The organism is Streptomyces sp. SLBN-8D4 (assembly GCF_049739545.1).
Taxonomy (GTDB): Bacteria; Actinomycetota; Actinomycetes; order Streptomycetales; family Streptomycetaceae; genus Streptomyces; species Streptomyces canus_C.
In genome coordinates, this window is sequence record NZ_JBMGQC010000001.1 from 10,171,903 (window position 1) to 10,196,549 (window position 24,647).

The window sequence follows — 24,647 nt, forward strand, 5'->3', positions numbered from 1 at the left end:
CGGTTCCTCGGTTCTGTGTTGCCCGGAGGTTACGCCTTCACGGGCGGGTTAGTGAAGAGTGACTCAAGAAACACTTTCCGGTGCGAGGGCTGCGGTGCGACCGCCGTCCGTCTTTGGACGCCCTCGCGCGGCGAGGAACGCCGCCATGAGTTCCTGCGCCTGCGGGCCGTCCGCCAGGGTGGCGATCGACTCCGCTTCCTGGGCGAGGCGCTGCCTCAGTCCGGCGCCGTCGCCGGCACCGGAGCGCAGCAGCGACTTCGCGGCGCGCAGCGCGTCACCGGCTCCGGCGGCCAGTGCGGACGCGGTCCCGAGCGCCGTGTCGTCCAGCTGTCCGTCGTCCACGGACCGGGAGACCAGCCCCCATCGTTCGGCGTCGTCGCCGGTCAGGGTCCGGTTGGTCAGGATCAGCTCGGCCGCCCTGCGGGGGCCCACCAGGCGCGGCAGGAACCACGAGGCCCCGCAGTCCGGACTGAGCCCGATCGCCGTGTATGCCAGCCGGAACCGTGCCGACCGGGCCGCCAGGACGATGTCTCCCACGAGGGCGAGACCGACCCCGCCGCCCGCGGCCGCGCCGCGCACCGCGGTCACCAGCGGCACCGGCAGGTCGTACAGGGCCTGTATCGCGGTGTGCGCCGCGTCCGCCACGGCCCGGACATAGGGGCCCGTCGCCGCGCCCAGGCCGGCGAACGCGTGCAGGTCACCCCCCACGCAGAAGCTGCCGCCGTCCGCCCGCAGCAGCACCGCGCGGCCCGGGTCCGCGGCCACCTGCCGGGCCGCGTCCCGCAGCCCCTCGGCGGTTCGTAGATTCAGGGCGTTTCCGTGCGCGGGATCGGCCAGTCTCAGCTCGACGACATGGTCGGGGTGGCGGACGATCCGGACCGGCTCGGTGCTCTCGGAAAGGGTCATGGCTGGTGCTCCTCGCGTCTTCCCGTTGCCGGGTGCTTCCCGGCAAGATACTGAAGACGCTATACAGTTTCTAGGACGCGGCGGGCCGGATGCCCGTACGCCCGTCGGCGGGAGGACCCGTGCCCATCCAGTTCGATGTCGATCCGACAGTCGCCCAACTCGCAGCGGCCACCGCGGAGTTCGTGCGCGAGGTGGTCGTCCAGGCCGAGCGCGAGTGCGGCGGGTCCGTGCACGACGCCCCCGACGACCTGCGCGAGATGTTGCAGAAGGCCGCCCGTGAAGCGGGTGTCTTCGCCCCCCACGTGCCCGAGCGCTGGGGCGGCCACGGTCTCGACCTGCGCGGACAGGCGGCCGTCTTCGAAGCTGCGGGCTACTCCCTGCTCGGCCCGCTGGCGCTCAACTGCGCGGCCCCCGACGAGGGCAATATGCACCTCTTGGAGAAGGTGGCCACCGAGGAACAGAAGCAGGCGTACCTGCGTCCCCTCGCTGCGGGGGAAACCCGGTCATGCTTCGCCATGACCGAACCAGCGCCGGGGGCCGGGGCCGACCCCCGCTCCCTGCGCACCACCGCCACCCGGGTCCCGGGCGGCTGGCGCCTGGACGGTCACAAGTGGTTCATCACCGGCGCCCACGGAGCGGGCTTCGCCATCGTCATGGCCAGGACCTCGGGCAGCCCCGGCGACCCGGGCGGCGCCACCATGTTCCTGGTCGACGCCGGCACGCCCGGAATGCGCCTTGTCCGCAACATCGAGACCCTCGACGAGTCGCTCTTCGCCGGACACGCCGAGATCGTCTTCGAGGACTGCGTGGTGGGGGAGGGGCAGGTCCTCGGCGAGGTGGACCGCGGCTTCGACGGCGCCCAGGTCCGGCTCGGCCCAGCCCGGCTGACCCACTGCATGCGCTGGCTCGGAGCGGCTCGTCGCGCCCAGGACATCGCGTTGGAACGGGCCGGAAGCCGGATGGCGTTCGGCTCGGTGCTCGGAGACCTCGGCATGGTCCAGCAGATGCTGGCCGACTCGGAGATCGACATCGAGGCGAGCCGCGCGCTGATCCTGCGAACGGCCTGGGAGCTGGACACCGCGTCGGCGGGCGCCTCCCAGCTGACCTCGGTGTCCAAGACGTTCGTGGCCGAGGCGGTCAACCGCGTGGTCGACCGGGCGGTGCAGATCTGCGGAGCCCTCGGCATCTCGGCCGCCGACGCCCCACTCGCCCGCCTCTTCAGGGAGGTGCGACCGTTCCGGATCTACGACGGCCCCTCGGAGACACACCGTTTCGCCATAGCCCGGCGCGCGATCCGGCCGTACCGGCAGCGGGGAGAGGCCGTCTCCGGCGGGTGATGGCGATGCGGGGGGGTGTCCCTATCTCTTTGGTCAAGCGGTTTGGGTGCTTGCGGCGCCATCCCGCTGACCGGTGGGAACAATTCGCGCTTGCTGGACCAGGTGGTTGGCGAGCATGGGGGCCCAGACATCCGAGGCCTCGGCCACATGCCGGAGCGCGATGGCACTACCTGCCCGGTTCAGCGCGATGATCTCTGGAATCCGGCCACGGGTAAATACCGCACCACCCTCGCTGAACTCCCCGATGCGGTGTCGGCGATGGCCTTCAGTCCCAAGGACCACACTCTCGCCACCGGCGAAGAGGATGGAACCGTCCGCCTTTGGGACGCAGCTACCGGCAACAACCGCGTCCCGCTCACCGGGCACAGCGGAAAGGTAAACGCGGTGGCTTTCAGTCCCAATGGCCGCACGCTCGTCACAGGTGGCGAGGACTCCACCGGACGGCTCTGGGACGTGGCAACGGGCAAGAATCGCGCCACACTCAACGGACACGACGGCGAGGTGTGGTCGGTGGCCTTCAGTCCCGACGGCCGTACCGTCGCCACCGCGAGCGAAGACGTAACAGCGCGCCTGTGGGATGCAGACACCGGCGAACTGCGCACCGCGCTGACCAAGCACACCGCAGCAGTAAATGCGGTGGCCTTCAGCCCCGACGGCCGCACCCTCGCCACGGCAAGCGACGACGGAACCGTCCGGCTTTGGGAGACTGCCACCGGCAAGAACCGCACCACACTCACCGGCGCATTCGACGGTCTCGTCTCGCTGACGTTCAGTCCTGACGGCCGCACACTCGCCACCGGCAGCTACGCCGGGACAGTACGGCTATGGGACGTCGTCACCTCTCTCGACCCGGCCCGGGCCATCAAGCAGATCTGCCACACCTTCAACCGCGACCTCACCCCGGAGGAACGCGCGGTCTATCTCCCCGGCGAATCAGCGGACCATGTATGCCCATCTGGCTGATGCCAGGCTCTTCAGCAGAGGACCCACCCCTTGCCTCCGTCCTCAGGCCCACCCGCGGATGAGACAGCCTTTCTGGTGATCGACGCCGTGCTGCGCTCCACGTCCTCCAGCGCCCAACTCGTCGCAGCGGAGCTGCTATGTCGCAACGCCGAAAGGCTCGACGCCTGCCAGTCCCTGCACTGGCCGATCTCAGTCGAGACTGTCATTTCACCCCATCGACATGATGGTCATTCGAGGAGCGGCAGGTTGGATCGGGCAGATGCAGCCTGCGCAACGGCATGGAGGGTGGCCTCGGTCGGGATGCGCCATGAGTCACCGGTGCCAGTCGCGTTTGTGCGGGAAACCGCATTGCGCCGCTCGTACGGGGCGTGGCAGGGACGCCGGGAGGTACGGCCAAGCAGTCACGCGAGCGAGGGCGCCGCGCCGGCCACCTGATCACCCCGCCCGCCCGGGACCACGACACGGTCCCGCTAGGTAACACGCCCGGCCCGAAGCACAGCACGCACACGGTCCTCGGAACCGCCTGACCCTGCCGAACCCTCCGATAAGTCGACCGCTTCCACTAAGCAGTGGTGTTACTTCGCACCGACATTTTCGGACTCTGTGATCGACAAGTGGTGTCCAAACCCGGATACACCCCGGTGTCCGTTTCCACCTACGAACCCAATCCCAGAGACCGGGAGACCGGGCGGCCTCGGTTCGGCTGCGTCAGCACCTCGTAGTTGCGAGCACATACGAGTGCCTGAAACGTACGCACACCGAATGCGACTGGCTGCCCGGAGGAAGCGGCGCTCGCGACCCCTTTCGCGGCCCGACCGTCGCATGCGGCACCCACCGGCTGGCAATCTCAACTCCCGTGCCCAGTGCATCTACCGATCTGCCTGCCTCCGCCAGTAGCTCAGGAGCTCCCTAGTAGCGACCGTGTGGGGGTGGTCGAAGCCGAGTACCCGTATCTTGTGCTCCAGCAATTCAGCCAGGGCGCTCGCGGCGCTGGCTGCGTCTCCCGCTTCTCCCCGCCATCGGGCGAGGTTGCCTCGGGTGATGAGGGTGTCGGGATGGTCTTCGCCCAACACTCGCAGTTGGTGAGGCAGCAGAGCAGCGAAAGCTTCCACGGCGCCGACCGGGTCTCCCGCCGCACCTCGCCAGTAGGCAAGGTACCCCCGGGTATTGAGGGTGTCGGGATGGTCTTCGCCCAACACTCGCAGCTGGTCAGGCAGCAGATCAGAGAGGGCTTCCGCAGCGCCCGCGGCATCCCCTGCCCGGCCCCGCCATCTGGCGAGATTGTGTCGGGTGGCGAGGGTGTCAGGGTGGTCGTTACCCAGCACTTGTGTCACATGTTCCAGCAGTTCGATGAGGCAGGCTGCGGCACCGGCCGCGTCTCCCGCCTCTCCCTTCCACCTGGCGAGGTTGAGCCGGGTCGTGAGGGTGTCAGGGTGGTCTGGGCCCAGTATCCGGATCATGCGTTCCAGCAGGTCGGCGTACTCTCGTGAGGCTCCGACTGCATCTCCCCTCTCCCCCTGCCAGAGGGCGACGTTGCCGAGGGCGACAAGGGTGTCCTCATGGTCCGAACCGAGGTTCCGGCGCGCTGCCTCAGCCAACCGCTGGTAGTGATCGTGGGCGGCAGCGGCCTGACCGGCTTTACCAAGGCTGTTGCCCATGCGGTACAGCACGCAATGCACTTTCGTTCGATGCAGGCTGTCTCCCGAGCACTGGGCGAGGGCGGCGGTGTTGGCACGCAGTGCCTGAGCAAGGTTGGTGTCGCGTTCGATCTTGGGCCAGGCATGGATCAGCGAGTCGGCTGCAGCGTGGGCGGTTTCGAACCAGAGCGCGGGGGTGAGGGTGTCGCGGACAGCGTGCTGGAGGAGTTGGTGGACGCGTACCGCGGTTGCGGGCGTGTCAGGGGTATAGGTGAGGAGGCTGAGTCGGCGCAGTGCGCTGATTGCTCGTTCCGCTTCCGTTGCTGAAACCGGTTCAATCTGCGCTGCCGGCTTAGCGCTGCTTCGAGCTGGTAGCTGGTTCCTGGACTGGGAGGCGCGGTGGTGGGCGAGATAGGTGCGGGCGGACTCGCTGGTTAGGACCGTGGCGGGGATGCCGTAGGGATCGAGGTGGGCGGCGAGTTGGAGGAGGGGGCGTGCGAGGCCTTCGGGTTTCAGGGTGTCGGCGTGTTCGATGGACAGTGCCCACGCTGCTGCAACGGTGTGGGGTTGCTGGTCGGGCAGCAGGTCGGGGGCGAGGTCGCGCAGTGCGGTCGCCCGGTCGGCGAGGGCCTGGCGGTAGGCGCCGACGGTGCTGCCGGTGTCTGCGAGGTAGGCGGCAGCCTGTGACAGGGCGAGCGGCAGGTGCCCGAGGTCCGCAGCCAGTGCTGCGAGGTCTTCGGCACGCTCCGTCCGCTCGTACGCGGCGAGTACTTCGGCGAGGTAGGCAACGGCCTGCTCAGGGGTGAACAGACCAACCTGGAGGCGGTTTCGTCCAGGACCGATAAGGGCTGCATCCTGGCGGCGAGTAGTGACCAAGGTGCGTCCCTGGGGGCTGGCCGGCGGCCACAGTCCGTCCATGTCCTTGGGGAGGGTGAGGTCGTCCAGCACCACCAGCCACCGCAGTGGTGCAGCCGACCGCTTCGGGGCGAGAAACGCCAGGAAAGCGCGGGCGGCCTGGTTCGGATCCTCCAGCGCGCTCGCGCAGAGTTCACGGCCGGCCTGCGCGAAGCGGTCGATGATTGAGGATCGTTCGGTGGCCGTCACCCACACCACCACATCCACCGTACCGTCGGCGAGCACTGTGCGGGCGTAATCGGCGGCGAGCTGGGACTTGCCGACACCCCCCAGACCAACGAGCGCACCCCCCGCCGGGATCCTCCCCGCTGACCGGCCCTCGAGGACGGCAGTACCGCCGTCCTCCAACATGGCCCGCAACTGGTGGGCCTCCACACGATGCTGGAAAGCCAAAGCAGCTGGGGGGATTGGCCCGACTAACCGCGGCTCAGGCCCTGGATCGTCTCTGAGCACCCCGCTCAGTCCGCCGCCGGTTTCAGCCTCAGGCCCGGGCGGCAGTGCTTCATCGGTCACGTCCACGCTGCTCGCAGCCACATCACGGAGATTGAGCAGATTCAGGACGTCGAGCTTCAGCACCGTCGCGAGCGCGGTGACCGTGTCCATGCTCGGAGTTGGCCCGTCAGCACGAAAGAACTGCTGCACCGTCGTCCGGGAGACCTTCACTCGCCCCTGAGCCGTGCGCTCAGCCAACATCTTCTTGGTCAGTCCGGCCGTGACCCTTGCTCGGTCCACCCGCTGCCGCAACTCCGCCAAAGCTTCTTCAGGCGTCATATCCGCGCCCCCCCGCGTCGTGCTCACCGCCGTCCCGGCACCGCGGTGTGTTCAGCATTGCACCGCATTGTTCAACACCGTCCACAGCGAACACCGGTGAACACCTAAACCGCGACCTTCATGTGCGTCGGCACCCCGGCCGACCACACCGCGGAGGAACCCGTGCTCGCCAACATCCTGCTCACCATCGCCCTCATCCTTGTCATCGCGCTCATGGCCGCCGCCGGAGCAGCCAAGCTCGCCCGCCTAGACGGCGCCAGCTACCCCACCGCCCTCACCCGCGCCGCGATCGCCTTCACCGCCACCCTCACACTCGCCGCCGCCGTCGCCGCCGCCCTTGCAGCCCTCCGATGACCACCGACAGCCCATACGCGCCGCCTACTGCTCAGACGCAACGGCCCCCACCCTGCTGTTCATCCAAATCGCGCCCTGCCGACCAGGAAGGTCGGCGGGGCGCGGTGCTATCCACGACCTGTTGGCGGAGATCGCACGTGCTCGTTCCCCGCCCGCGCCGCAGGATCGGCCGGCCCCGCCCCCACCGGCCCGGCACTCGCTACCCGCAGCGCCCCGCACCGTTGCCCGGCGCCTGGAGGCAGTGATGAGCACCCCGCGGCACGAGGACGTCGACACCTGGTCGATGTTGACCCTCACGACCCCGGTGACGGCTCGACGCCGGTCGTCCGGTGGAAGCAGGCCGGATACCAGAACCTGGCCACCCGCCGGCAGTTACGGGAGATGGGGCTGCGCCCCGGCGGCCAGCAGCCCGCCGTACGGATCGAATGCCGACGCGGCCGGCGCATCGCCTACCCGTACCGGATCGACCTGGCGAAGCCGAAGCTGCCGATGACGCTCGCCAAAGAACTCGCGCTCGACACGGCGATGGCCGCCCGAGCAGACCTGCCCGCTCTGTGGCCGCCGCTACCACCACTGCCTCCTCTACGCACGCAGGGCCAGTGCGAACCGTGTCACAAGGGCTACGAGCCCAGTCCCGACACCGTCATGACCTACCCGGCCCCGGCCACCCACCGACTCGTGGCCTGACTCGACAGCGCTCTGAGCGCTGTTCGGCTGCCTGATCCGTCCGTCCCGGCACCCGGCGGGACGGACGGTGACGGGGAGCCGGAACGCCCCGGTCACCCCACACCGCCAAGGCCGGAAAGCCCGGTCGCCCCTTCCTGGAAGGTACGGCACATGACCGAGACCCTCACCCCGCCCACCATCACGATCGGCGCGGACTCGCCGCTCGCCCTCCTCTTCGACATCGCCAGCCAGATCGGAGTACAGGGCGAGGACGAACAGTGCGAGGACGCTGAGACGGCGGCCCTGGACCACGTGTGGAACGTCTACCCCGACACCCTCGCCAAGGTCGTGGACGCAGACGACTGGCCGGCCGGCCCGCCCACGCGGGCGCCGAACTTCAGCCGTGTGCCGTCGCCTACCTGGACGGCGGTCTGTGGCTGAACCACGTCAACGACGTCGACCAGGAGCAGCCCGTCCTCACCCTCATCGCGCCCTGCACCTGCGGAGACGGCTACATCGACACCGATCTGGACGGCGAGCGGGACTTACTTGAGGTCCTCACCGAACTGCGCGCCACCGGCGGCCGCTTCTCCCACAGCAGCGACGGCGACTGCGACAGCCAGCACCGGCTGCGTGCCTGGGGCGACGCCCGGCCAGACCCTGAACTGTGCTCGCTGGCGTGCGGCGGTGTCTCGGTTGTCCAGCGTCAACGCCTCGGCCCGTGGTGCATCCCTGGGGGTGACGAGGGCAGTACATCGGGAGCCGTCCTCGCCGCGATGCTGTCCGCGACAGTAAGCGGCCGCCAGCAAGAAATGCATTGCTCTGCCATTTTCCAGCCGTGATCATGTGCCGAATGCGATTCTTTCCCGCTACTGCGGACTCCACCGCCCTGGACCGTGCCGCCGCATACCCGGCCGACGGTCCCATCACCGCCCTGACCGCTGAGAGGATCCGCGAGGAGCTCGGTGCCAACCAGTTCCGACCGGAATGGGTCTGGCTTGCCGAGGACGAGAACGGGCACGTCCTTGCCCGTGCGCTGTGGTGGGGCCGCGCCGACAGCGAGCGCCCCATAGCGCTCGATTGCCTCCAGGTCCGCTCCACCGTTGCCGATCCGGTCGCCGTCGCCACCAGGCTCGTTGACGCCGGGCATGCCGCCTTCGGCGCGCGCCCGCTGTACAACCTCTCTCTCCCAGCGGACTGGAGCAGCCGACCGGAACTGAGCGAGGCGGTGGCCTGGCGTCGCGAAGCGGGCCTGCGTACAGGGCTGAGCCGGGAGATTCAGCGCCTGCGATACGAGTGGACTCCGGCGGCGGGACTGCCCGAGGCCGGCGGTCGGCTGACGTTCCGCGAGGGCAGCGACGAGGAGTTTCTGGAGGCCTTTGTTCGGGTGTCGGCCGACAGCCTCGACCAGGCCACCCGTGACGAGCTGCGCACAAAGAGCGCCAGGCAGCTGGCCGAAGAGGACATGAAGTTCTACCTCGACTGCCCTGGCGAGCGCTCCTGGTGGAGGCTTGCGGAGCTACCCGACGGCACTCTCGCCGGCCTGGCCGTCCCGTCGGCGACCCCGTACAACCGCAACGTCGGGTATCTCGGTGTCGTACCCGAGCAGCGCGGCAAGGGACTGATCGACGAGATCCTTGCTGAGATCACCCGCTCCCACGCGACCGAACGCGCCGAGCGCATCACCGCGACCACGGACACTACGAACATCCCGATGGCCGCCGCCTTCGACCGTGCCAACTACGAGGTGACGGAGATCCGCATGGTTCTGGAGGCTCAGGGGGCCGTATGACGTGCCAACGGGAACGGCGTTCTACCACCACGAGCCGCAATTCGTCAGTAGCCCCGTCAGCGGCAGGGCAAGGGGATGTCGCCGCCGGTGTCGACCCCCTGCCCTGGGTCCGAGACGGTAGCCGGGGTGTTGCTGGACGTGTTCAACTCGCGGCGAAGCCGTTGGAGTTCGTTGTCTTTGGCGGCTAGGACGGACAGAAGGATGCAGGCCCCCGGCTGCCGCGGCCCTCTGGTGCCCGCCTCCTGCACACTGCCCGCCGTTCTGACCGCGGGTATGCCCGGGCATTGTCCGGCCGGTCATGGCGACCCGCGACCGCCTGACCGGATTCATGTGGTCGGACAGGCCGGGAAGGCGCGCGCGGTCACATGCCCCAGGGGAGGGAGTGCCGGAGACGACAGCCGCCCCAAACGGCTGGGGCTCCGACCTCTCGCGCCACGGGAGCGGATCCGACCTGCATCTTCCATGATCGGGAGTTACACCGAAGGCCTTACGGTCCCCAAGCTGGCGTCGAGGTCTCCAGGTCCTCGACTCACTTGGTCGTCTGGTCGTCGAAGATTTCCTGGTCGTACTGGCTCATGGTCTTGGTGTCGACGCCGTCGCATGCGTCGGGGCGCTTGCCTTGTTCGCTCTTCTTGCCGTCGTTGTACTGCTTCTCCATGGCGGCCTTGCAGGCGGCGAGGTCGGGCTTGTCGCCGCTGCTGCTGCAGGCGGCTGTCGTAGCGGCGAGGGCGAGCAGGACGGCTGTGATAGCTGTACGGGTGCGCATGTTTCCTCCTGGGACTGTTTGGCGCTGATGGGCATCGTGCGGCAGGTGGGAGCCTGTTGAAGGCGCTGTGGCAGTTGTCGACAGCGCGTTCGCGGCCTGTCCGACGGGGTCGTCACCCGGGCGTCAGGGCCGCGGTGAAGGCCGCGGAGGTGAGCGGGGGCGGGGATGCCTCACCCGCTCACCTCCTTCGGTGGGATTGTGCAGAGCGAGTGCCCCCGTGGGGGCATGACCGCCTCCTCAGACAAGCCGCTTGCGACCCCAGATGAAGAGGAAGACCACGATGCCGGCCGTCAGGGCGAACAGGATCGACGCCCCGAGCCACTGCATACTGCTCATCTGCGATATGGGGAGGTAGTCGATCGACGTGCCGACGATGTCCGCTTTCTTCATGCATTGCGTGGTCGCCTCCGCCGACAGCGTGTCCGTACACGTGGTCAGGTCGAAGAGTTTCCCGCTGCCGCTGACGTACGAGGTGTCGAGCACGTGCGCGGTGCGGGGCACTTCCGGGAATGTGATCGCGCTGCCGGGACTGACCGGCTTGGTGGTGGCTGTGACGATGTCGCCGAGCGAGAGCTTGAAGTAGCCCCAGACGGCCTGGAGGGCGACGGTGAATCCGAGGGTCACGACCATGGCCGCCAGCGTGCGGCGCAGGATCACACCGATCAGCACGCCGCCGAACACGGACAGGAGGGAGAGGGCGACGGGCGACGGGCCCGTGGTGTTGAAGAACTCCCTGGAGGCCCAGTCGATGTCCAGGTAGTAGAGCTTGATGGGGTTCCACCACCAGGCGAACACAGTCGACAGCGCGACCGTGGTCACCGTGACCACCAGTCCGGTCAGTGCCAGCTTCGTGGCGAGCCAGCGGTTGCGGCTCACGGACTGGGCGGCGATCAGCTTGGCCGTGCCGTTCTCCAGGTCGCCCGCGAGCAGCGGGGCGCCGAGGAGAACCCCGAGCATGACGGGTATCGCCGTGAGACCGGTGGTGACGGTGGTGAACGCGCCGATGTAGGGATCGAACGCCTTCTCCGCGTCGTCGAGGTTCTTGGCGGGGAAGCCGTAGGCATCGAGGAAATCCATCATCTGGCCACGCTGGTAGACCATCCAGGCCACGCAGAGCACGGTGGCGGCGATCATGGTCCAGAACGCGGCCCGGTGCTGGCGCCAGACCAGCCAGGTCATACCGCTCAGGCGGGGACGCCGGGTGGTCTCCGTGGTGCTCGCGTTCCCGGCCCCGTGCCTGGGTCCGCTCTTGGTGCCGTTCATCGTGCCGTTCATCGTTCGGTTCGCCGTCCCGTTCCTGCCGTCGGTCGAGGGGTTGGTGAAGGTGCTCATGCCGCCACCGTCCCGGTGCCGAACGCCTGGCCCTGGACTTGGGCGGTGGGAGTGATCAGCGGTGGCGCGTCGGGGGAGCGGAGATAGGCGAGCAGGAGTTCCTCCATGCCCGGGGCGGTCGCCTCCCAGGGGCCGGTGAGCGGGCCCTCCGGGCGGATGAGCGCGGTGAACTGCCGTCCGCTGGTCCGGGCCTCGACCAGGGTGTGGTAGCCGAGCTCGGCGGGCAGACCCTCCCCCTCCCTGACTCCGGTGACCACGGCGTGCACCGTCATCAGGTCGTCGACGTCACCGGCGAGGCGCACTCCGCCGCCGGAGACGACGACAAGGAAGTCGCACACGTTCTCCAGTTCTGCCAGGACGTGGGTGGACATCACCACGGTGGTGCCGCGCTCGCCGGCCTCGGCGAGGAGGGTGCCCATGAGTTCGTGGCGCACGACCGGGTCGAGGTCCGCCATCGGCTCGTCGAGCAGCAGCAGGTCGGGGCGCTTGCCGAAGGCCAGGGCGACGGCGACGCGGGTGCGCTGGCCACCGGAGAGGGTGCCGATCTTCGCGTCGAAGGGCACGTTGCCCGCGCGGACGATGTCCTCCGCGGCGCGCTGGTCCCAGCCGGGGTTCAGCTCCCGTCCCAGCCGCAGTGTCTCCGCCACGGTGAAGCGACGGAACAGCGGCTTCTCCTGCGCGAGGAAGGCCGTGCGCTGGCCGGACTCCACCGAGCCCGGCGGCTCGCCGAACAGGCTGAGCGAGCCCTGCGTCGGCTTCAGGACATGGGCCGCGAGGTTCAGCAGCGTGGTCTTGCCCGCCCCGTTGGGGCCGACCAGCCCGCAGATCCTGCCCGCCGGAAGCCGGAAGGTGCAGTCCCTGAGCGCCCAGCCGCGCCGATAGCGCATCCCCAGTCCGTGCGCCTCGAGCGCCGGCCCCCCCCGCGTACATGACGTCACTCACCTGTGCTCCTCATTGTCGTTCCCCCCGTGACCACTGTGGTCCCGGTGGCGTACTGCTTCTCCAGCGCCGACGCGACCAGCGCGGCGACGTCCTCCTGCTCCAGACCGGCCCCGGCCGCCTTCGACATCCACGCCAACAGCTCCCCGTACAGCGGCGAGTCGGTGCCCGTCTCGGGGCGGCCCAAGGTGCGGCGCACGAAGGTGCCCTGGCCCGGACGCGGTTCGACCAGGCCCTCGCGCTCCAGCTCCCGGTACGCCTTGAGGGTGGTGTTCGGGTTGACCGCACTCGTCTCGGCGACGTCCTTGGCGGTGGGCAGCCGGTCGCCCGGCACCAGTACGCCCAGCCGCAGGGCCTGCTTGGTCTGCTGCACGATCTGCTGGAAGGCGGGGACCCCGCTCCGCCTGTCGATGCGGTACTCCACAGCCACCACCTCCTACATCACTATTCCACTACTCGATTAGTGGAATGATGATGGAAGGGAGTGGCGGCAGTTGTCAACGGGGTCCGGGAACGGTCCGGAAACAGACCAAGAGAGAGGAGGAGGGGAGGTCCGGTGTGTCCGAGGTGACCAGAGAGGCCCGTTGGACAGCAATGCGCAGGTCAGTTGGATGCGATCGGTGGTGCGGGCCGCGTACCGGTACGGCTCACCGGAGTGAGGGCCGCCGGCCTCCCAACGGGTTGCGGGCGGTGGGGGCGCGCGCGGCGCTGGAATCTACCTGACCACTGCCCTGCCCGAACCACCTGCCACCCTGAAGGTAACTCTCCCCGAGTACCGCACCCTGCTCGTCAAGGCCATGAAGCAGGAAGCCGCCCGAGCCGAGCTCGCCCGGGCCGTCATCACCGCCCAGCAGAAGATCAAGTCACTCCGACGCAGCTGATGAACACGAGGTGGGACCGTTTGAGAGCGGGGCGGTCCCACCGGGTTTCTCTTGTCTCCCGGCTGCCGCTCGGTCCGTCCCGGGACCGGATATGCCCGAAATTGATTAAGGTTGTATGCGCGTTCAGGGGGGCTGATCCGAAATCCTGCGGTCGAGGACCCAGTGAGGTGTCCTCCAGCGCCACCGCCCTGCCAGACAGGGCGAGTTGCCGCTGTGTTGGCAGGAGAGAACAGAGGTCCCTGATCGTGAACGAACCGCTCGCGCTCCTGGTGGTGATCACCGAGCTGCGCATCTTCCTTCCCGACCTGTACAGGGTCATCCGTCGCCTGTTGCGTGTCGGCGCCCGGATCGGCATCGCCGAACTCCTGCAGACCCAGCAGGCCGGCCAGCGCCCGGACAACTAGATGTCCACCGCAGTGGCCCCCTGGGATGCGGAGGCCTAGCCGATGAGCAGCGTCGAGGACAGCGACGGACGACACACTCTGCCCGCATCGCTTGATGATCGCACTGCCCTGTGCGGCCTGCAGTACGAGATGCCCCCGACCGTGGAGACCTTCTACCGCACGTTCGCCCGCCCCCAGCTCCGTTATGTCTACGTGTTCACTAGTGCTGTGACCGGGTTGGTTCGCCGGGTTGGTCAGGCCGCGGTGGTGACGGGGCGTCCGCCCCAGCGGATGCCCTTCTCGCTGCGGATGCGGGCGCGTTCCTTGCGTTCGGCGGCCAGGACGCCCGGGTGGCGGGCGTTGGCGTTGCGCCAGCGCAGGTAGGCGTGCAGGGTCCGGGTCTGCACGGTGTGGTTGGGGTGGTTCGAGTTGGCGATGGTGAACTGCCGCAGCGGCCCGAAGTGCGCCTCGATCGGGTTCGCCCACGAGGCGTAGGTCGGGGTGAAGCACAGCTCGACCTTGTTCTTCCGCGCCCAGCGGCGGATGTCGGCGCCCTTGTGGGCCGACAGATTGTCCATGATCACGTAAATCGGGGCGCCGTCCGGGCGGGCGGCACGGATCGACTTCAGTGCGGCCAGCGTGTTCCCGGCGCCTTTCTTGCGGCGGTTCACGCCCCACAAGCTGTCGTCACCGACCGAGTAGCAGCCGTGGAAATACCGGACTCCATGGGTGCGGTGGTAGGTGGCCGGCAGCCGGTCGGGATGTCCTTGTTCGGCCCAGCCTGAGCCCGCGGTGGGCCGGATCCCGAGCGGGCCAAACTCGTCGAAGGCGAACACCCGGTCCGGGAAGCGGTGCAGAACCTCCTCGATGCGGTCGAGCTTGGTGTCGCGCTCGGGGTCCGGGGACTCCTTCCAGGTTTTGGTGCGCTGGAAGGTGATGCCGCGGCGGGCGAGCAGGCACCGTAACGCCTCGCGGCCGATCCGGATGATTCGGCCGTGGACTTTGCGCAGGTAGGCGACGAGTTTGCGCAGTGACCAGCGGGTGAAGGGCTGGCCGAGCTTGGCGGGGCGGGTGATGGCCGTCTGGATGACGAAGTCTTCGTCGTCAGGCTTGAGTTGGCGGGGACGGCCTCCCGCCCATTGAGGGTCCAGGCAGGCCAGGCCGATCTCGTTGAACCGATGGATCACGTCCCGGATGGTGTCCTCGTCGGCCTGCACCAGCTGGGCGATCACCGGCACCCGGTTCCCGCCGGCCGAGGCCAGCAGCATCATCGCCCGCCGGTAGCGCACCGTGCTGGTGCTGCCCCGGCGCACGATCTGCTGCAGCTTCTGCCCCTCCTGGTCGGTCAGTCTGCGCACACGGACAGGCTCGGCCACCGGACCTCCAGCGGTCGGATCGGACGACACCCCACATCCAACCGCCACGACCGCCAACCCGGCGAACCAACCCGGTCACAGCACTAGCCGAGGGATGTGCCCCAACCACAGGCTCCTGGTCTTTGGAGGAGATACGCCCGAAGGGCGCCCCCGCAGGGGCGCCCTTCGGGCGTATCTCCTCCAAAGACCTACTGATGCTGAGCGGGACGCGGTTCGCGCCTACGCTCGCCGGGAGTGGATCGCCGCCCAGGAACGGCTGCCCTGACACCGCCGCAGACGCCGAAGCCGGCTTCGGCGTACTTCGGTCGGTTGTAGACGCAAAGCCGGCGGGCGGCGTGAGTGAGCCGGTGCTGTGTGCGGCGTTAAAGCCGTTCCAGACCGCGGTGCTGGGCGGCGCGGACTCGGAGGAGCCGCTGATGCTGCCGCTGGAGGCGATTGAGCTGGACGTCTTCCGGCGTCGGCACGGGGCGGCCGGCCCACACGCCACGACGCCGATCTCTACAAGGAGAGAAGGGCCGACCGCGGCCGGCTGCCGCAGGCCGGCCAAGATGACCCGGCGTCAACGAAGGCCGGATCACAGACCTGAAGCTCCAGAAACGGATCACGGCCGGCCGCGCCGGCATTCCGCCGCCGTAGCCCTTGGCCGTAGGAGCACGCCGAGAACCTCGACGCGCTGCGCACCGTCTTCCCCGACGCCACGCTCGTGTGGACCCACCGGGACCCGACGACCGTCGTCGCCTCCTTCTGCAGCCTGGTCGAGCAGGGCATGAACGGCACCCTCGACCTCGTCGACCTGGACGGCCTCGGCGCCACCCGGACGAGGCGCCTGTAGTAGCAGCGAGTCCGAGAAAGGCCAGGTAGTTGGGGGGATTGCGCTCGTAGCGGGCGGAAACAGTCGGTTCTCGAACCACGCGGCCTCACGGCAGGCCCCGGATCTCCCGGCCGAGTGCCGATGGTCAGCTGCACACCGGTATCGCGGGGGCTTGGGACAGCAAGTCCACTACAGCATCGCCTCGTTCTGTACGGCTGATCCGTACGTGCCGCCCCTCGCGGTGACGTTCGAGCAAGCCGGCGTCTACGAGGTGATGGCAGTGATGGGTGGCGTTCGCCGGGCTGCAATTGAGCAGGACCGCGAGTTCTCCCATGGTCAGTGACTGCGCTGTCGCGCGCAGAATGGCCGCACGTAACTGGCCGACCACCAAGGAAAGTGGATCCCTCTGCGACGCGGGAGCCGTTGCGGGGGTATCCCACAACCGGCCTATGCCGGGCAGCGGGTAGCCGATCCACACCAGGTCCTGGCGGTCCAGCGCGAACATGGAGGCGCCGGGGCCCGACACGATGGGGACCAGGATCAAGCGTCGCCCGTCAAGTGCGTAAGTTTCCCCTTGTGGGTCGGGCAGCCGGAGACTGCCGTCCATCAGACGGAAGCGCTCGCTCAGACCCTGGAGTATCGCCTCGGCACAGCCCTGCACGAGTGCGGCGCCAACCCGTTCGGTCTCCCTGCGGATGAGCCCTTCCGCGTGCTCCCAGATGGGATGGAACTCCTGCCACACGCATTGGAGCAGACGGGCATAGGCATAGATCCACTGCTGCGGGTGTTCCACGACCGGCCTCCATTGAGGCGGAACGGCTCCGCCGAACTCTGTTTCGAGCTCATCCAGGAGGGTGTCGGGCGAGAGATCGGCCAACTGCGTGAACTGGGCAGCCGCGTCGCCGTCCGGCATACACGCTGTCGGAGTGACGCAGTCCGGGATAACCGAGTATCCAGGGGCGAACAGGGGGCTGAGCACGGCCGGTCCGACCGTGGACACCGCGGTGAGCAGCAACTGCCGCCATCTCCGGGGCACACCATGGCTGCGTCCTCCGAAAACATCGGCCACCAACGACAGGAGGGTGGCACCTTGATGAGGCGCGAGTGAGATCCGGATATCGTCAAGTGAGCCGAGACGCAGCTCGGTGTGTCTATACATGGAACCGCCCGGTCAAGTGCCCGCCCATTTCGCTTTGCCCGGTGAGAGTGCGGCCAGGACCGCTGGGAGCAGGACCATGCGTCGCCCGCTCCTCCTGGTCACAGACTGCGCCAGTGGCGACGCCGTCGGTTCTCCGTGGTGGATGTTCCGGTCGACGAGCGTAGACGCGGCCCACGACGCGAGAGCACCAGTACGTGCTCCTTGACCCCCCAGTCCGTGCACGACGCAGCAGTAGAGTGGCAGCGCAGACGGGATCGGGGGAGACCGGTATGTTGGACAGTAAGCGCTCTCGCTTGAATGGAACGGAGCCTTTCGAGGCCGCGGCCTCGTCTCTGTTCGCTCCCCTACGGGTAACGGATCCCGGGCCGCCGGCGTTTCGTGCCGTGGTCGACCACGTCGACATCGGGCCAGTGATCGTGGCCCGGATACAGGCCAACGCCGCAACGGTGACCCGGGACCGCCGCACCATTTCCTCCCACGACCAGGAGTTGATGCACCTCACCCTGCATCACCGTGGCACTGTCGCGGTGATGCAGGACGACCGGACCGCCACGTTGAAACCCGGCGAACTGTTCGCCTGTGACAACACCCGGCCCTACCGGATCATCGGGTCCGCCCCCAGTGACATGACCGTCCTCTGTGTTCCCCGAGCAAACCTCGGCAGGCACGCGGACTCCATCGGCCGCCGCACGGCCCTTCCTCTATCCGCTGAGGGCGGGATCGGCAGACTTCTCCGCTACGCACTGTCCTCAGTCGAAGAGGACGTCCCGGGCGAAGGACCGGCGCGCGCATATCTGGCCGACGCGCTCACCGCGCTGTTACTGGCAGCTTTCGCCGACACCACCCCCGAGCGAGCCTCCGTCGCCAGCGACCTCACCGACCGTATCCGCGTCCATGTACTGGCCCACCTCGACGATCCCCGGCTCAGCGCCGAACGAGTCGCACATCGGCACGGCATCTCCATCCGCCGTCTCCACGCCCTCTTCCAGGGCGCTGACCTCACCTTTGCCGCTTGGGTCCGGCACGAGCGTCTGCTGCGGATCCGCCACGACCTCCTCGACCCCGCCTATGCCGATCGATCCACGGTCGCGATCGCGAGGCGGTGGGGAGTACTCGACGCCAAGCACCTCGGCAGAGCACTCAAATCCGAGTTCGGTGAAACCCTGAGCGACCTGCGCCGTATGCAGAGAGGTAGTTGAGTAGACGTTCTCTACCCGACTTCTCCGGCGAGGACGTGCCGGGATCTGAACCATGACCATTCGTGAGGATCCCGTCAACGGCAGCCCACACCCGGGTCCGGCGGTCGTCGACATCCTCGGTCCGCCGCCCGTGGATGTCCAGGAGCAGGCCGTCGGGTGCGGTGCAGGTCCTGTGCGGGAGCGGGCCGGGGGTTGGGGCGTTGTGGTCCGCGCCGTAGACGCGTCCCTTCAGCCGCTGCTCATCGCCGTTCATCTGATCAGCGTTGCAGCTGCCACCGACAACGCGGGCGTACCCAGGACCGCCTTGGCCGACCCGCAACTTCAGCCGCGGCATGGCCGGGTCAGGTCCGCAAGCGGGGGAGCCAGCCGCCAGCCTTCTCTCCGATGATGGCTCGTGGCCCCGCCCCGCCCTTGGGCGACCTGTCAGTTTCGACGAGGATCGAAATGATTGCCCCGATGTCCACAGCGCGGCGAAGCTGGATCGCGTCATGCCGGGGTGCACCCCGCGCGATACGGATTCCGCGCGGTGGAGTGGCACCCCTCCGCACCACTCGACCCGCCGCCCTGTGGGCCTCAACCCCTTTGCGGTGGAATGAACCAATCTCAGAGGGGGACTCAATGGCTAGAACCATCGCAATCGCGATTGGCAGCCGCATTCTCGGTCGGTCAGCCCTTGGGCTGTCTGCCGCGGCCGGGTTGCTTCTTGGTGCCCCGGGCACCAGCTCGGCGACCGACGCGGGCATTCTCACTCTCAGCGGGCCTGCCAACGTGGCCAACACCGGGCGATGCTGGGACCTAGGGTCCAACCAGCCTGGCGCGGAAGTCGTGCTGCACTACCCGTGCCATTACGAGGACACCTACTCGAGCCAGAAGTGGTATCGCACGCTCGATGCCAGCTGGGTGTACAACATCCAGAACGCCAACGGCCTGTGTATGGACCTGCGCAGTAACGCGGTGGGCGCACATGTGATCATGGCGCCCTGCCACTACGAGGATAGCTATCTCAGCCAGAAGTGGTACCCGGTTGACAATCAGCCGCGCCACTTCCGAAATTCCAACAACCTGTGCATGGACAGCTCCAACGTCAATGGCGGCCCGATCACCATGGAGCCTTGCAACTACAACACCAGCTACCAGGATCAGCGATGGTGGATGACCGGTAGCTGGTAACTCACACGAGCACGAGGTCCTGAGCGGCGGCGTCGACTTTAACGCCGCTGCTCTGATGGGAGGGCACGATTTGGTGGCGTGGCGAGACCGGTTAAGGAGCGGTGCGGTCACGGCCGTTGCACCGGCACTCTGCACGCTCGCGACCACGACGGGAGCAGCCACCGCCGTGAACAGGTCGGCCAGGACCGACTTCGCTGTACAGGCAGAGACTAGGGCTGACCAGCGCGCAGGCGCATGGACTGCAGAGACGCGTGGACTCCTACCTGTCACAGACGGGTGGCACACATGTGCCCGTGAACGAGATCCGTCTCGGGGGTCGCGGGGAGATTTTGCTCGCTCTGCCGGGCGAGAGCACAGTCCGGAGCGAAGCCCCGAGAAGGCCCACAACCGAGCTCTGTCCTGGCAACACCATGTGCGCGCGGAAGAACACCTGGTACACGGGCGACAAGATCAGCATGTGGGCGCCTTCTGCAACTTTCGCATTCCATGACTGGAAAACGGTTTCCCTGGATCAATAACCAGTCCACGGGTACGGTCGCAAACGGCGAGGTGGCGGGCCCGGGCCAGAGCCGCGTCCGCGTGTCGGTCGGGGGTGAGGCGTCCGGTCAGGCGCAGGTAGTTGATGACGCGGGCGCCGTGGAAGTGCTTGCGGCGGGCGATCAGCCGCACGTCCTCCTCCGGCAGCGGGGCGTCGGCTCCGAGGTGGGCTAGCAGGACGCGCAGGGTGTGGATGCTCCCGTTCATGCGGCCGGCGTCCCATCCGCGGCTCTTGATGTGGGCGACGAACCCGTTCAGCAGGATCCGGGCGGCCGGGGCCAGGGCCGGGAGGCGCCGTTCGTCCAGGCGGGTCCGGTCGCGCGGCAGGTGGAAGAGCTCCAACTGTCCGGGCAGCGCGAGATGTTCGGAAACAGGGCGGGCGGCCCGCGAGGCACGGATCGCTTCACGGCGCTTGCGCTGGAGACGGCGGCGCACATAGAGGTCCCCTTCCCTGCTGCGCGGGGCGAGGGGCCCGCCGAACCAGAGCTGGTCGCCGCCGTCAAGGCGGATGCCGTCGAGGTCGTAGTCGGTCTCCGCGACGGTGAGCACGCAGCGACGGCAGTGGTCGCCACGCAACGGCAGCAGTCGGCCGCATCGGTGACACGGGGCAGGCTGGCGGCCGACGCCCCAGTTCAGACAGGGAGTGCACCGCTGGTCCCGCTCGTTCGTCCAGGCCAGGCACTCGCGACAGCTGCCCAGGCCGGTGGACATCCAGGAGGGCACCAGCCGTGGCCGTGGCGGCGCGATCAGCCCGGCCCGCTGGGGATGCCGCAGTGGCCCTACGTCCAGGCCGTGGACGACGCGCTGACCGCCCGCGGTATCCCGCCGGGCACCGTCCGGACCGGCCACCACGGCCTCGAGCGCGGCCTGACCACCTGCATGACGCTCGCCTGGGACGTCTCCCGCAGCAGCGGCCACGGCGGCATCCGGCTCGACCGGGAGGAACGTCAGGGCTGGCACTACGCCCTGACCGGGCTGAACGCCTTCGACGTGCTGCTCTACACCGTGGTCACGGCCCTGTGCACGCCGATCGCGGACCCGGAGCGGGTGGCCGACGTGGCAGAGGAACTGGTGTGCTTTCCGCGGGTGCCGGATGTGGAGTACCGGGAGGAGTGGGAGGGCGCGCGGGAGGTGCGGGTCGCCGCGGACGATTTTCGCCGCAGCCGTCTGGGACTTGGACCCCTGCGGCAGCCGCAGCACGGTACCGGTTCCGGGAAGCCAGCTGGAAGCGGTGCGCAGTTGACGATCGACACTCAGACCGACACGTACGAGCAGGCGGTCGCTGCGGTGCAGGCCGCGTACGGACACGGCCCGCACGTGTAAGGGGCCTGCCTGCCCGTTGCTAGTCGGCGAGGTACTGCCGCCCAGCCTGTACTTTGTGCGATCGCAGCAGCCGTCAGCTCGGTGGTGAGGTCAGATGGGGCACGTCGGTGAGGGACAGCTCAGCACGGGCAGCTGGTACCGGGTACGTATGCGAAGTCCGCGGTATTCCTGCGTGAGCAGGACCCCTGGGCGAGGTCCTGCTCAGGTGGCGGGGCTCAGTTCTGGGCGCCGCAGCCCGAGGCGGTCTTGGCCTCGGCGACGGTCGGGGCGGGATCGGCAGCGGTTTCGCCGGAGGTGCAGCAGGCGTTGACACCGCAACAGGCGTCGGCCGACGTAGTCGCCTGCGCCGGGGCTTCGGCGGCCGTCGGCTTGGTAGCGCGGACGATGGCGGAGTGCATGCCGTCGGCGACCGGGTGGGTCGGGGTGATCTCGATGGCGGTGAACCCCGCGGCTTCGAGGCCCGTGCGGTATTCGGCGAAGGACAGTGCGCCGGCGATGCAGCCGACGTAGTCGCCGCGCTCTGCCCGCTGGTCGGCGGTGAGGGTGTCGTCGGCGACGACGTCGGAGACACCGATCCGGCCGCCCGGCTTGAGGACACGGAAGGTCTCGGCGAACACGGCCGGCTTGTCGGTGGACAGGTTGATGACGCAGTTGGAGATCACGACGTCGATGGTGTTCGCGGGCAGCGGGATCGCCTCGATGGTGCCCTTGAGGAACTCCACATTTGTTGCGCCCGCCTTCGCCGTGTTGGCGAGAGCCAGGGCGAGCATCTCCTCGGTCATGTCCAGCCCGTACGCCTTGCCGGTCGGCCCGACACGGCGGGCCGACAAGAGGACGTCGATGCCGCCGCCGGAGCCGAGGTCCAGGACGTCCTCGCCTTCGCGGAGTTCGGCGACGGCGCTGGGGTTGCCGCAGCCGAGGGAGGCGGCGACGGCTTCGGCGGGCAGGGCGTCGCGGTCGTCGGCGGCGTAGAGGGTGGAGCCGAAGTTGTCGTCGACCTCGACCGGCTCGGGCCCGCAGCAGGCGGCGGAGCCCTCCGTGACCTTCACGGCTGCCGCCGCGTACCGCTGGCGGACGGTTTCGCGCAGGTCGGTGGTCTGTTCGCGCATGACTCTCTCCCCGGTGACGGGGCCCCAGGACTGGCCCCGGAACGGCCTGTATTGACGTTCATTGATGTAACCTTGCGCCTTGAATTGAAAAACGTCAACATAGAGGCATGTCGAAACAAGAGCTTGAGGTGATCGGCCAGGATGCAGCCTGCTGCGCAGGCATGTCCGCCGCGCCGCTGGACGAAGGCCAGGCGGCCGACCTGGCGAAGGTCTTCAAGGCGCTGGGCGACCCGGTCCGGCTGCGCCTGATGTGGATGATCGCCTCGCGCGGTGAGAGCGGGGAGGTGTGCGTGTGTGAGCTGACCCCGGCCTTCGACCTGTCCCAGCCGACGATTTCCCACCACCTCAAGCTCCTGCGCCAGGCTGGCCTCATCGACTGCGAGCGCCGCGGCACCTGGGTCTATTACTGGGTACTGCCAGGCGTCCTCGACAAGCTCGCAGCGTTTCTGACCACCCAGCAGCCCGCCGGAGTGACCGCGTGAACGCACCGCTCATCCGCCGGGTCGCCGCCGAAGCGATCGGCACCGGACTGCTGGTGGCGGTGGTGGTCGGATCCGGGATCCAGGCCACCGCGTTGTCGCACGACGCCGGTGTGCAGCTGCTGGCCAACTCCCTCGCCACGGTTTTCGGTCTGGGCGTGCTCATCCTGCTGCTCGGTCCTGTGTCCGGCGCGCACTTCAACCCGGTCGTCACGCTCGCTGCCTGGTTCACCGGCCGCCGCGATCCGCAGGGCCTGGCCCTGCGGGACGTTGCGGCCTATGTGTCCGCCCAGGTCAGCGGGGCGATCGGCGGGGCCGTCCTGGCCGACGCGATGTTCGCCAACCCGCTGGTCAAGTTCTCCGCCCATGACAGGTCCGCCGGGCACCTGCTGCTGGGTGAAGTCGCCGCGACGACCGGGCTGATCCTGCTGATCTTCGGCCTGATCCGAGTCGGCCGCGCCGCGCTCGCCCCGGCCGCCGTAGCCGCCTACATCGGGGCCGCGTACTGGTTCACTTCCTCCACGTCCTTTGCGAACCCCGCGGTCACCATCGGCCGCGCATTCACCGACACCTTCGCCGGGATCTCCCCTGCCTCCGTCGCCCCGTTCATCGCGGCCCAGCTACTCGGGGCCGCGCTGGGGCTGGGGACCGTCGCCCTTGTCTACGGCCGTCCTGCTCCCGCCCCGGATGAGGACGTCGTCCCGCACGGCGACCCCGAGCCCGCCGTCTCCTGACTGATCCGTCCTCCCGAGAAAGCCCCCGCTCATGAGCTCTTCCGCCCCGCTGCGACCGTCGGTGCTGTTCGTCTGCGTCCACAACGCCGGCCGCTCCCAGATGGCCGCCGCCTTCCTCACCCACCTCGCGGGCGACAGCATCGAGGTCCGCTCCGCCGGCTCGGCTCCCGCAGAAACCGTCAACCCGTCCGTCGCGGAGGCGATGAAGGAGGTCGGCATCGACATCTCCGCCCAACGCCCCAAGATCCTCACGGTGGAGGCCGTCCAGGCATCCGACGTCGTCATCACCATGGGGTGCGGCGACGCCTGCCCCGTCTTCCCCGGCAAGCGCTACCTCGACTGGCAGCTCGACGACCCGGCCGGCCAGGGCGTGGAGGCCGTACGCCCCATCCGCGACGCGATCGAGACACGAGTGCGGACCCTGCTCGATGAAATGAACGTCCCGACCACAATCTGACCGCTGCACGCGATCACATGCCCAAGAACGAGCCAAGCCGCACAGCGGCGTAGTCGGACAAGGCCAGCTGTCTGTTGGATCCGATACAACATCGAGGCATCGGAAAGTCGCCCCTCTGGAACAGCCAGCTCAGCGAAGCCAGAGTCACTGCGGAGCATCGCTTTCACCTGGTGAGTAGTCCGGTTCTCCGAACTTCGGCGGTGCGCCCAGTCGCGACCGGAGTAGCCGTGTGCACGCCGCAAGTCGGCGAGGCATTCCAGGATGCACGCGAGTGACGCGTGAGGGCGCTGGCGCGGCAACCTTGGCGCATGTCCAAGGTGGCGCCAGTGGTGGTGGACCCGCTGTACGTCAGCGTCGAGAACGTCCCCTAGGTCGTCATCATCCGAAGGCAGGTCCAAGCCCAGAGCGGCGGCGACCTTGCGGTAGGCCGTCGTCATGTCCGGATCTCCCGCAGCGACCCGACTGGAGATCAGGTCCTGGCCGGCAGGCGTGGTCTGGTCGACGAGGGGCGTCGTCAACTCCGCAGTGCCGAAAGCGTCGAGTGGTGGAAGCGGTAACGGTGGTGATGCGGATGCGCCGGTCCTCGCGTCGACGCATCATGGACATAGTGCTCCCACCCCGCCTACGCCGGAACGGATCGCCTCTCCGGCT

General features: G+C 68.3%; 23 protein-coding genes and 1 pseudogene. 14 read left to right on the forward strand and 10 right to left on the reverse strand.

The features are described from left to right. Window positions 1–63: 63 nt before the first annotated feature. Window positions 64–906 (reverse strand): enoyl-CoA hydratase/isomerase family protein, encoded by an 843-nt coding sequence (locus RKD20_RS46260; RefSeq protein ID WP_424883010.1) that lies wholly within the window; start codon window positions 904–906, stop codon window positions 64–66. Between the two features lie 119 nt (window positions 907–1,025). On the opposite strand from RKD20_RS46260, the gene RKD20_RS46265 reads away from it, so the two are divergent. Both RKD20_RS46265 and RKD20_RS46270 read left to right on the forward strand, forming a co-directional pair. Beyond that, the gene (locus RKD20_RS46265; RefSeq protein WP_424883011.1) at window positions 1,026–2,243 is read left to right on the forward strand and encodes an acyl-CoA dehydrogenase family protein; all 1,218 of its coding nucleotides are present in this window, start codon (window positions 1,026–1,028) and stop codon (window positions 2,241–2,243) included. A 90-nt stretch (window positions 2,244–2,333) separates the two neighbouring features. Next, window positions 2,334–3,206 carry a WD40 repeat domain-containing protein gene (locus tag RKD20_RS46270; protein ID WP_424883012.1) on the forward strand — a complete coding sequence of 291 codons (873 nt, stop codon included), beginning with the start codon at window positions 2,334–2,336 and terminating at the stop codon, window positions 3,204–3,206. An 869-nt stretch (window positions 3,207–4,075) separates the two neighbouring features. On the opposite strand, the gene RKD20_RS46275 is transcribed toward RKD20_RS46270, so the two are convergent. Beyond that, window positions 4,076–6,529 carry a tetratricopeptide repeat protein gene (locus RKD20_RS46275; RefSeq protein ID WP_424883013.1) on the reverse strand — a complete coding sequence of 818 codons (2,454 nt, stop codon included), beginning with the start codon at window positions 6,527–6,529 and terminating at the stop codon, window positions 4,076–4,078. A gap of 120 nt (window positions 6,530–6,649) precedes the next feature. Here RKD20_RS46275 and RKD20_RS46280 point away from each other — a divergent pair, with 120 nt between their 5' ends. The 4 genes from RKD20_RS46280 to RKD20_RS46295 all read left to right on the forward strand — a co-directional run bounded on the left by RKD20_RS46280 (window position 6,650) and on the right by RKD20_RS46295 (window position 9,341). Then, on the forward strand, window positions 6,650–6,883 hold the full coding sequence (locus tag RKD20_RS46280; protein ID WP_424883014.1) for a hypothetical protein: 234 nt from the start codon (window positions 6,650–6,652) through the stop codon (window positions 6,881–6,883). 354 nt (window positions 6,884–7,237) lie between these two features. Then, window positions 7,238–7,570, forward strand: a complete 333-nt coding sequence (locus tag RKD20_RS46285) for an RRQRL motif-containing zinc-binding protein (protein ID WP_424883487.1) — start codon at window positions 7,238–7,240, stop codon at window positions 7,568–7,570. Window positions 7,571–7,720: 150 nt separating this feature from the next. Continuing rightward, complete coding sequence (locus tag RKD20_RS46290; protein WP_424883015.1) at window positions 7,721–7,990, forward strand: hypothetical protein; 270 nt, start codon at window positions 7,721–7,723, stop codon at window positions 7,988–7,990. Window positions 7,991–8,402: 412 nt separating this feature from the next. After that, window positions 8,403–9,341: a GNAT family N-acetyltransferase gene (locus RKD20_RS46295; RefSeq protein WP_424883016.1), complete on the forward strand. Its 939-nt coding sequence runs from the start codon at window positions 8,403–8,405 to the stop codon at window positions 9,339–9,341. Between the two features lie 529 nt (window positions 9,342–9,870). Here RKD20_RS46295 and RKD20_RS46300 read toward each other — a convergent pair. The 4 genes from RKD20_RS46300 to RKD20_RS46315 all read right to left on the reverse strand — a co-directional run bounded on the left by RKD20_RS46300 (window position 9,871) and on the right by RKD20_RS46315 (window position 12,811). Further along, window positions 9,871–10,107 (reverse strand): hypothetical protein, encoded by a 237-nt coding sequence (locus RKD20_RS46300; RefSeq protein ID WP_424883017.1) that lies wholly within the window; start codon window positions 10,105–10,107, stop codon window positions 9,871–9,873. A gap of 237 nt (window positions 10,108–10,344) precedes the next feature. Beyond that, window positions 10,345–11,439, reverse strand: a complete 1,095-nt coding sequence (locus tag RKD20_RS46305) for an ABC transporter (protein WP_424883018.1) — start codon at window positions 11,437–11,439, stop codon at window positions 10,345–10,347. Next, complete coding sequence (locus RKD20_RS46310) at window positions 11,436–12,326, reverse strand: ABC transporter ATP-binding protein (RefSeq protein WP_424883019.1); 891 nt, start codon at window positions 12,324–12,326, stop codon at window positions 11,436–11,438. Before RKD20_RS46310 ends, RKD20_RS46305 begins: the two co-directional genes overlap by 4 nt. A gap of 47 nt (window positions 12,327–12,373) precedes the next feature. Continuing rightward, window positions 12,374–12,811: a GntR family transcriptional regulator gene (locus tag RKD20_RS46315; protein WP_424883020.1), complete on the reverse strand. Its 438-nt coding sequence runs from the start codon at window positions 12,809–12,811 to the stop codon at window positions 12,374–12,376. A gap of 693 nt (window positions 12,812–13,504) precedes the next feature. Between RKD20_RS46315 and RKD20_RS46320 the strand changes: the two genes are divergently transcribed. Continuing rightward, a complete protein-coding gene (locus RKD20_RS46320; RefSeq protein ID WP_424883021.1) occupies window positions 13,505–13,663 on the forward strand; it encodes a hypothetical protein in 159 nt (52 codons plus the stop codon). A gap of 233 nt (window positions 13,664–13,896) precedes the next feature. On the opposite strand, the gene RKD20_RS46325 is transcribed toward RKD20_RS46320, so the two are convergent. After that, window positions 13,897–15,018 carry an IS630 family transposase gene (locus RKD20_RS46325; protein WP_424875765.1) on the reverse strand — a complete coding sequence of 374 codons (1,122 nt, stop codon included), beginning with the start codon at window positions 15,016–15,018 and terminating at the stop codon, window positions 13,897–13,899. Window positions 15,019–15,682: 664 nt separating this feature from the next. Between RKD20_RS46325 and RKD20_RS46330 the strand changes: the two are divergent. Further along, a pseudogene (locus RKD20_RS46330) lies at window positions 15,683–15,850 on the forward strand (sulfotransferase); the annotation flags it as partial. 124 nt (window positions 15,851–15,974) lie between these two features. Here the strand turns inward: RKD20_RS46330 and RKD20_RS46335 are convergent. Continuing rightward, window positions 15,975–16,742 carry an ArsR/SmtB family transcription factor gene (locus RKD20_RS46335; RefSeq protein ID WP_424883022.1) on the reverse strand — a complete coding sequence of 256 codons (768 nt, stop codon included), beginning with the start codon at window positions 16,740–16,742 and terminating at the stop codon, window positions 15,975–15,977. Window positions 16,743–17,257: 515 nt separating this feature from the next. Here RKD20_RS46335 and RKD20_RS46340 point away from each other — a divergent pair. Both RKD20_RS46340 and RKD20_RS46345 read left to right on the forward strand, forming a co-directional pair. Further along, window positions 17,258–18,187, forward strand: coding sequence for a helix-turn-helix domain-containing protein (locus RKD20_RS46340; RefSeq protein ID WP_424883023.1), 930 nt, complete (start codon window positions 17,258–17,260; stop codon window positions 18,185–18,187). Between the two features lie 618 nt (window positions 18,188–18,805). Beyond that, window positions 18,806–19,357: an RICIN domain-containing protein gene (locus RKD20_RS46345; protein ID WP_424883024.1), complete on the forward strand. Its 552-nt coding sequence runs from the start codon at window positions 18,806–18,808 to the stop codon at window positions 19,355–19,357. 450 nt (window positions 19,358–19,807) lie between these two features. Here RKD20_RS46345 and RKD20_RS46350 read toward each other — a convergent pair whose 3' ends face one another. Continuing rightward, window positions 19,808–20,443 (reverse strand): hypothetical protein, encoded by a 636-nt coding sequence (locus tag RKD20_RS46350; RefSeq protein WP_424883025.1) that lies wholly within the window; start codon window positions 20,441–20,443, stop codon window positions 19,808–19,810. 216 nt (window positions 20,444–20,659) lie between these two features. On the opposite strand from RKD20_RS46350, the gene RKD20_RS46355 reads away from it, so the two are divergent. Next, window positions 20,660–21,217: a hypothetical protein gene (locus tag RKD20_RS46355; RefSeq protein ID WP_424883026.1), complete on the forward strand. Its 558-nt coding sequence runs from the start codon at window positions 20,660–20,662 to the stop codon at window positions 21,215–21,217. Between the two features lie 215 nt (window positions 21,218–21,432). On the opposite strand, the gene arsM is transcribed toward RKD20_RS46355, so the two are convergent. Next, on the reverse strand, window positions 21,433–22,326 hold the full coding sequence (gene arsM / locus RKD20_RS46360) for an arsenite methyltransferase (protein WP_424883027.1): 894 nt from the start codon (window positions 22,324–22,326) through the stop codon (window positions 21,433–21,435). Between the two features lie 107 nt (window positions 22,327–22,433). On the opposite strand from arsM, the gene RKD20_RS46365 reads away from it, so the two are divergent. Genes RKD20_RS46365 through RKD20_RS46375 form a run of 3 tightly spaced genes read left to right on the forward strand, consistent with a single transcriptional unit; the run spans window position 22,434 to window position 23,996 of the window. Next, window positions 22,434–22,808 (forward strand): ArsR/SmtB family transcription factor, encoded by a 375-nt coding sequence (locus tag RKD20_RS46365; protein ID WP_424883028.1) that lies wholly within the window; start codon window positions 22,434–22,436, stop codon window positions 22,806–22,808. Further along, complete coding sequence (locus tag RKD20_RS46370; RefSeq protein ID WP_424883029.1) at window positions 22,805–23,539, forward strand: aquaporin; 735 nt, start codon at window positions 22,805–22,807, stop codon at window positions 23,537–23,539. The genes RKD20_RS46365 and RKD20_RS46370 overlap by 4 nt, the downstream gene beginning before the upstream one ends. Window positions 23,540–23,570: 31 nt before the next feature. Further along, on the forward strand, window positions 23,571–23,996 hold the full coding sequence (locus RKD20_RS46375; protein WP_424883030.1) for an arsenate reductase ArsC: 426 nt from the start codon (window positions 23,571–23,573) through the stop codon (window positions 23,994–23,996). Window positions 23,997–24,647: the final 651 nt, after the last annotated feature.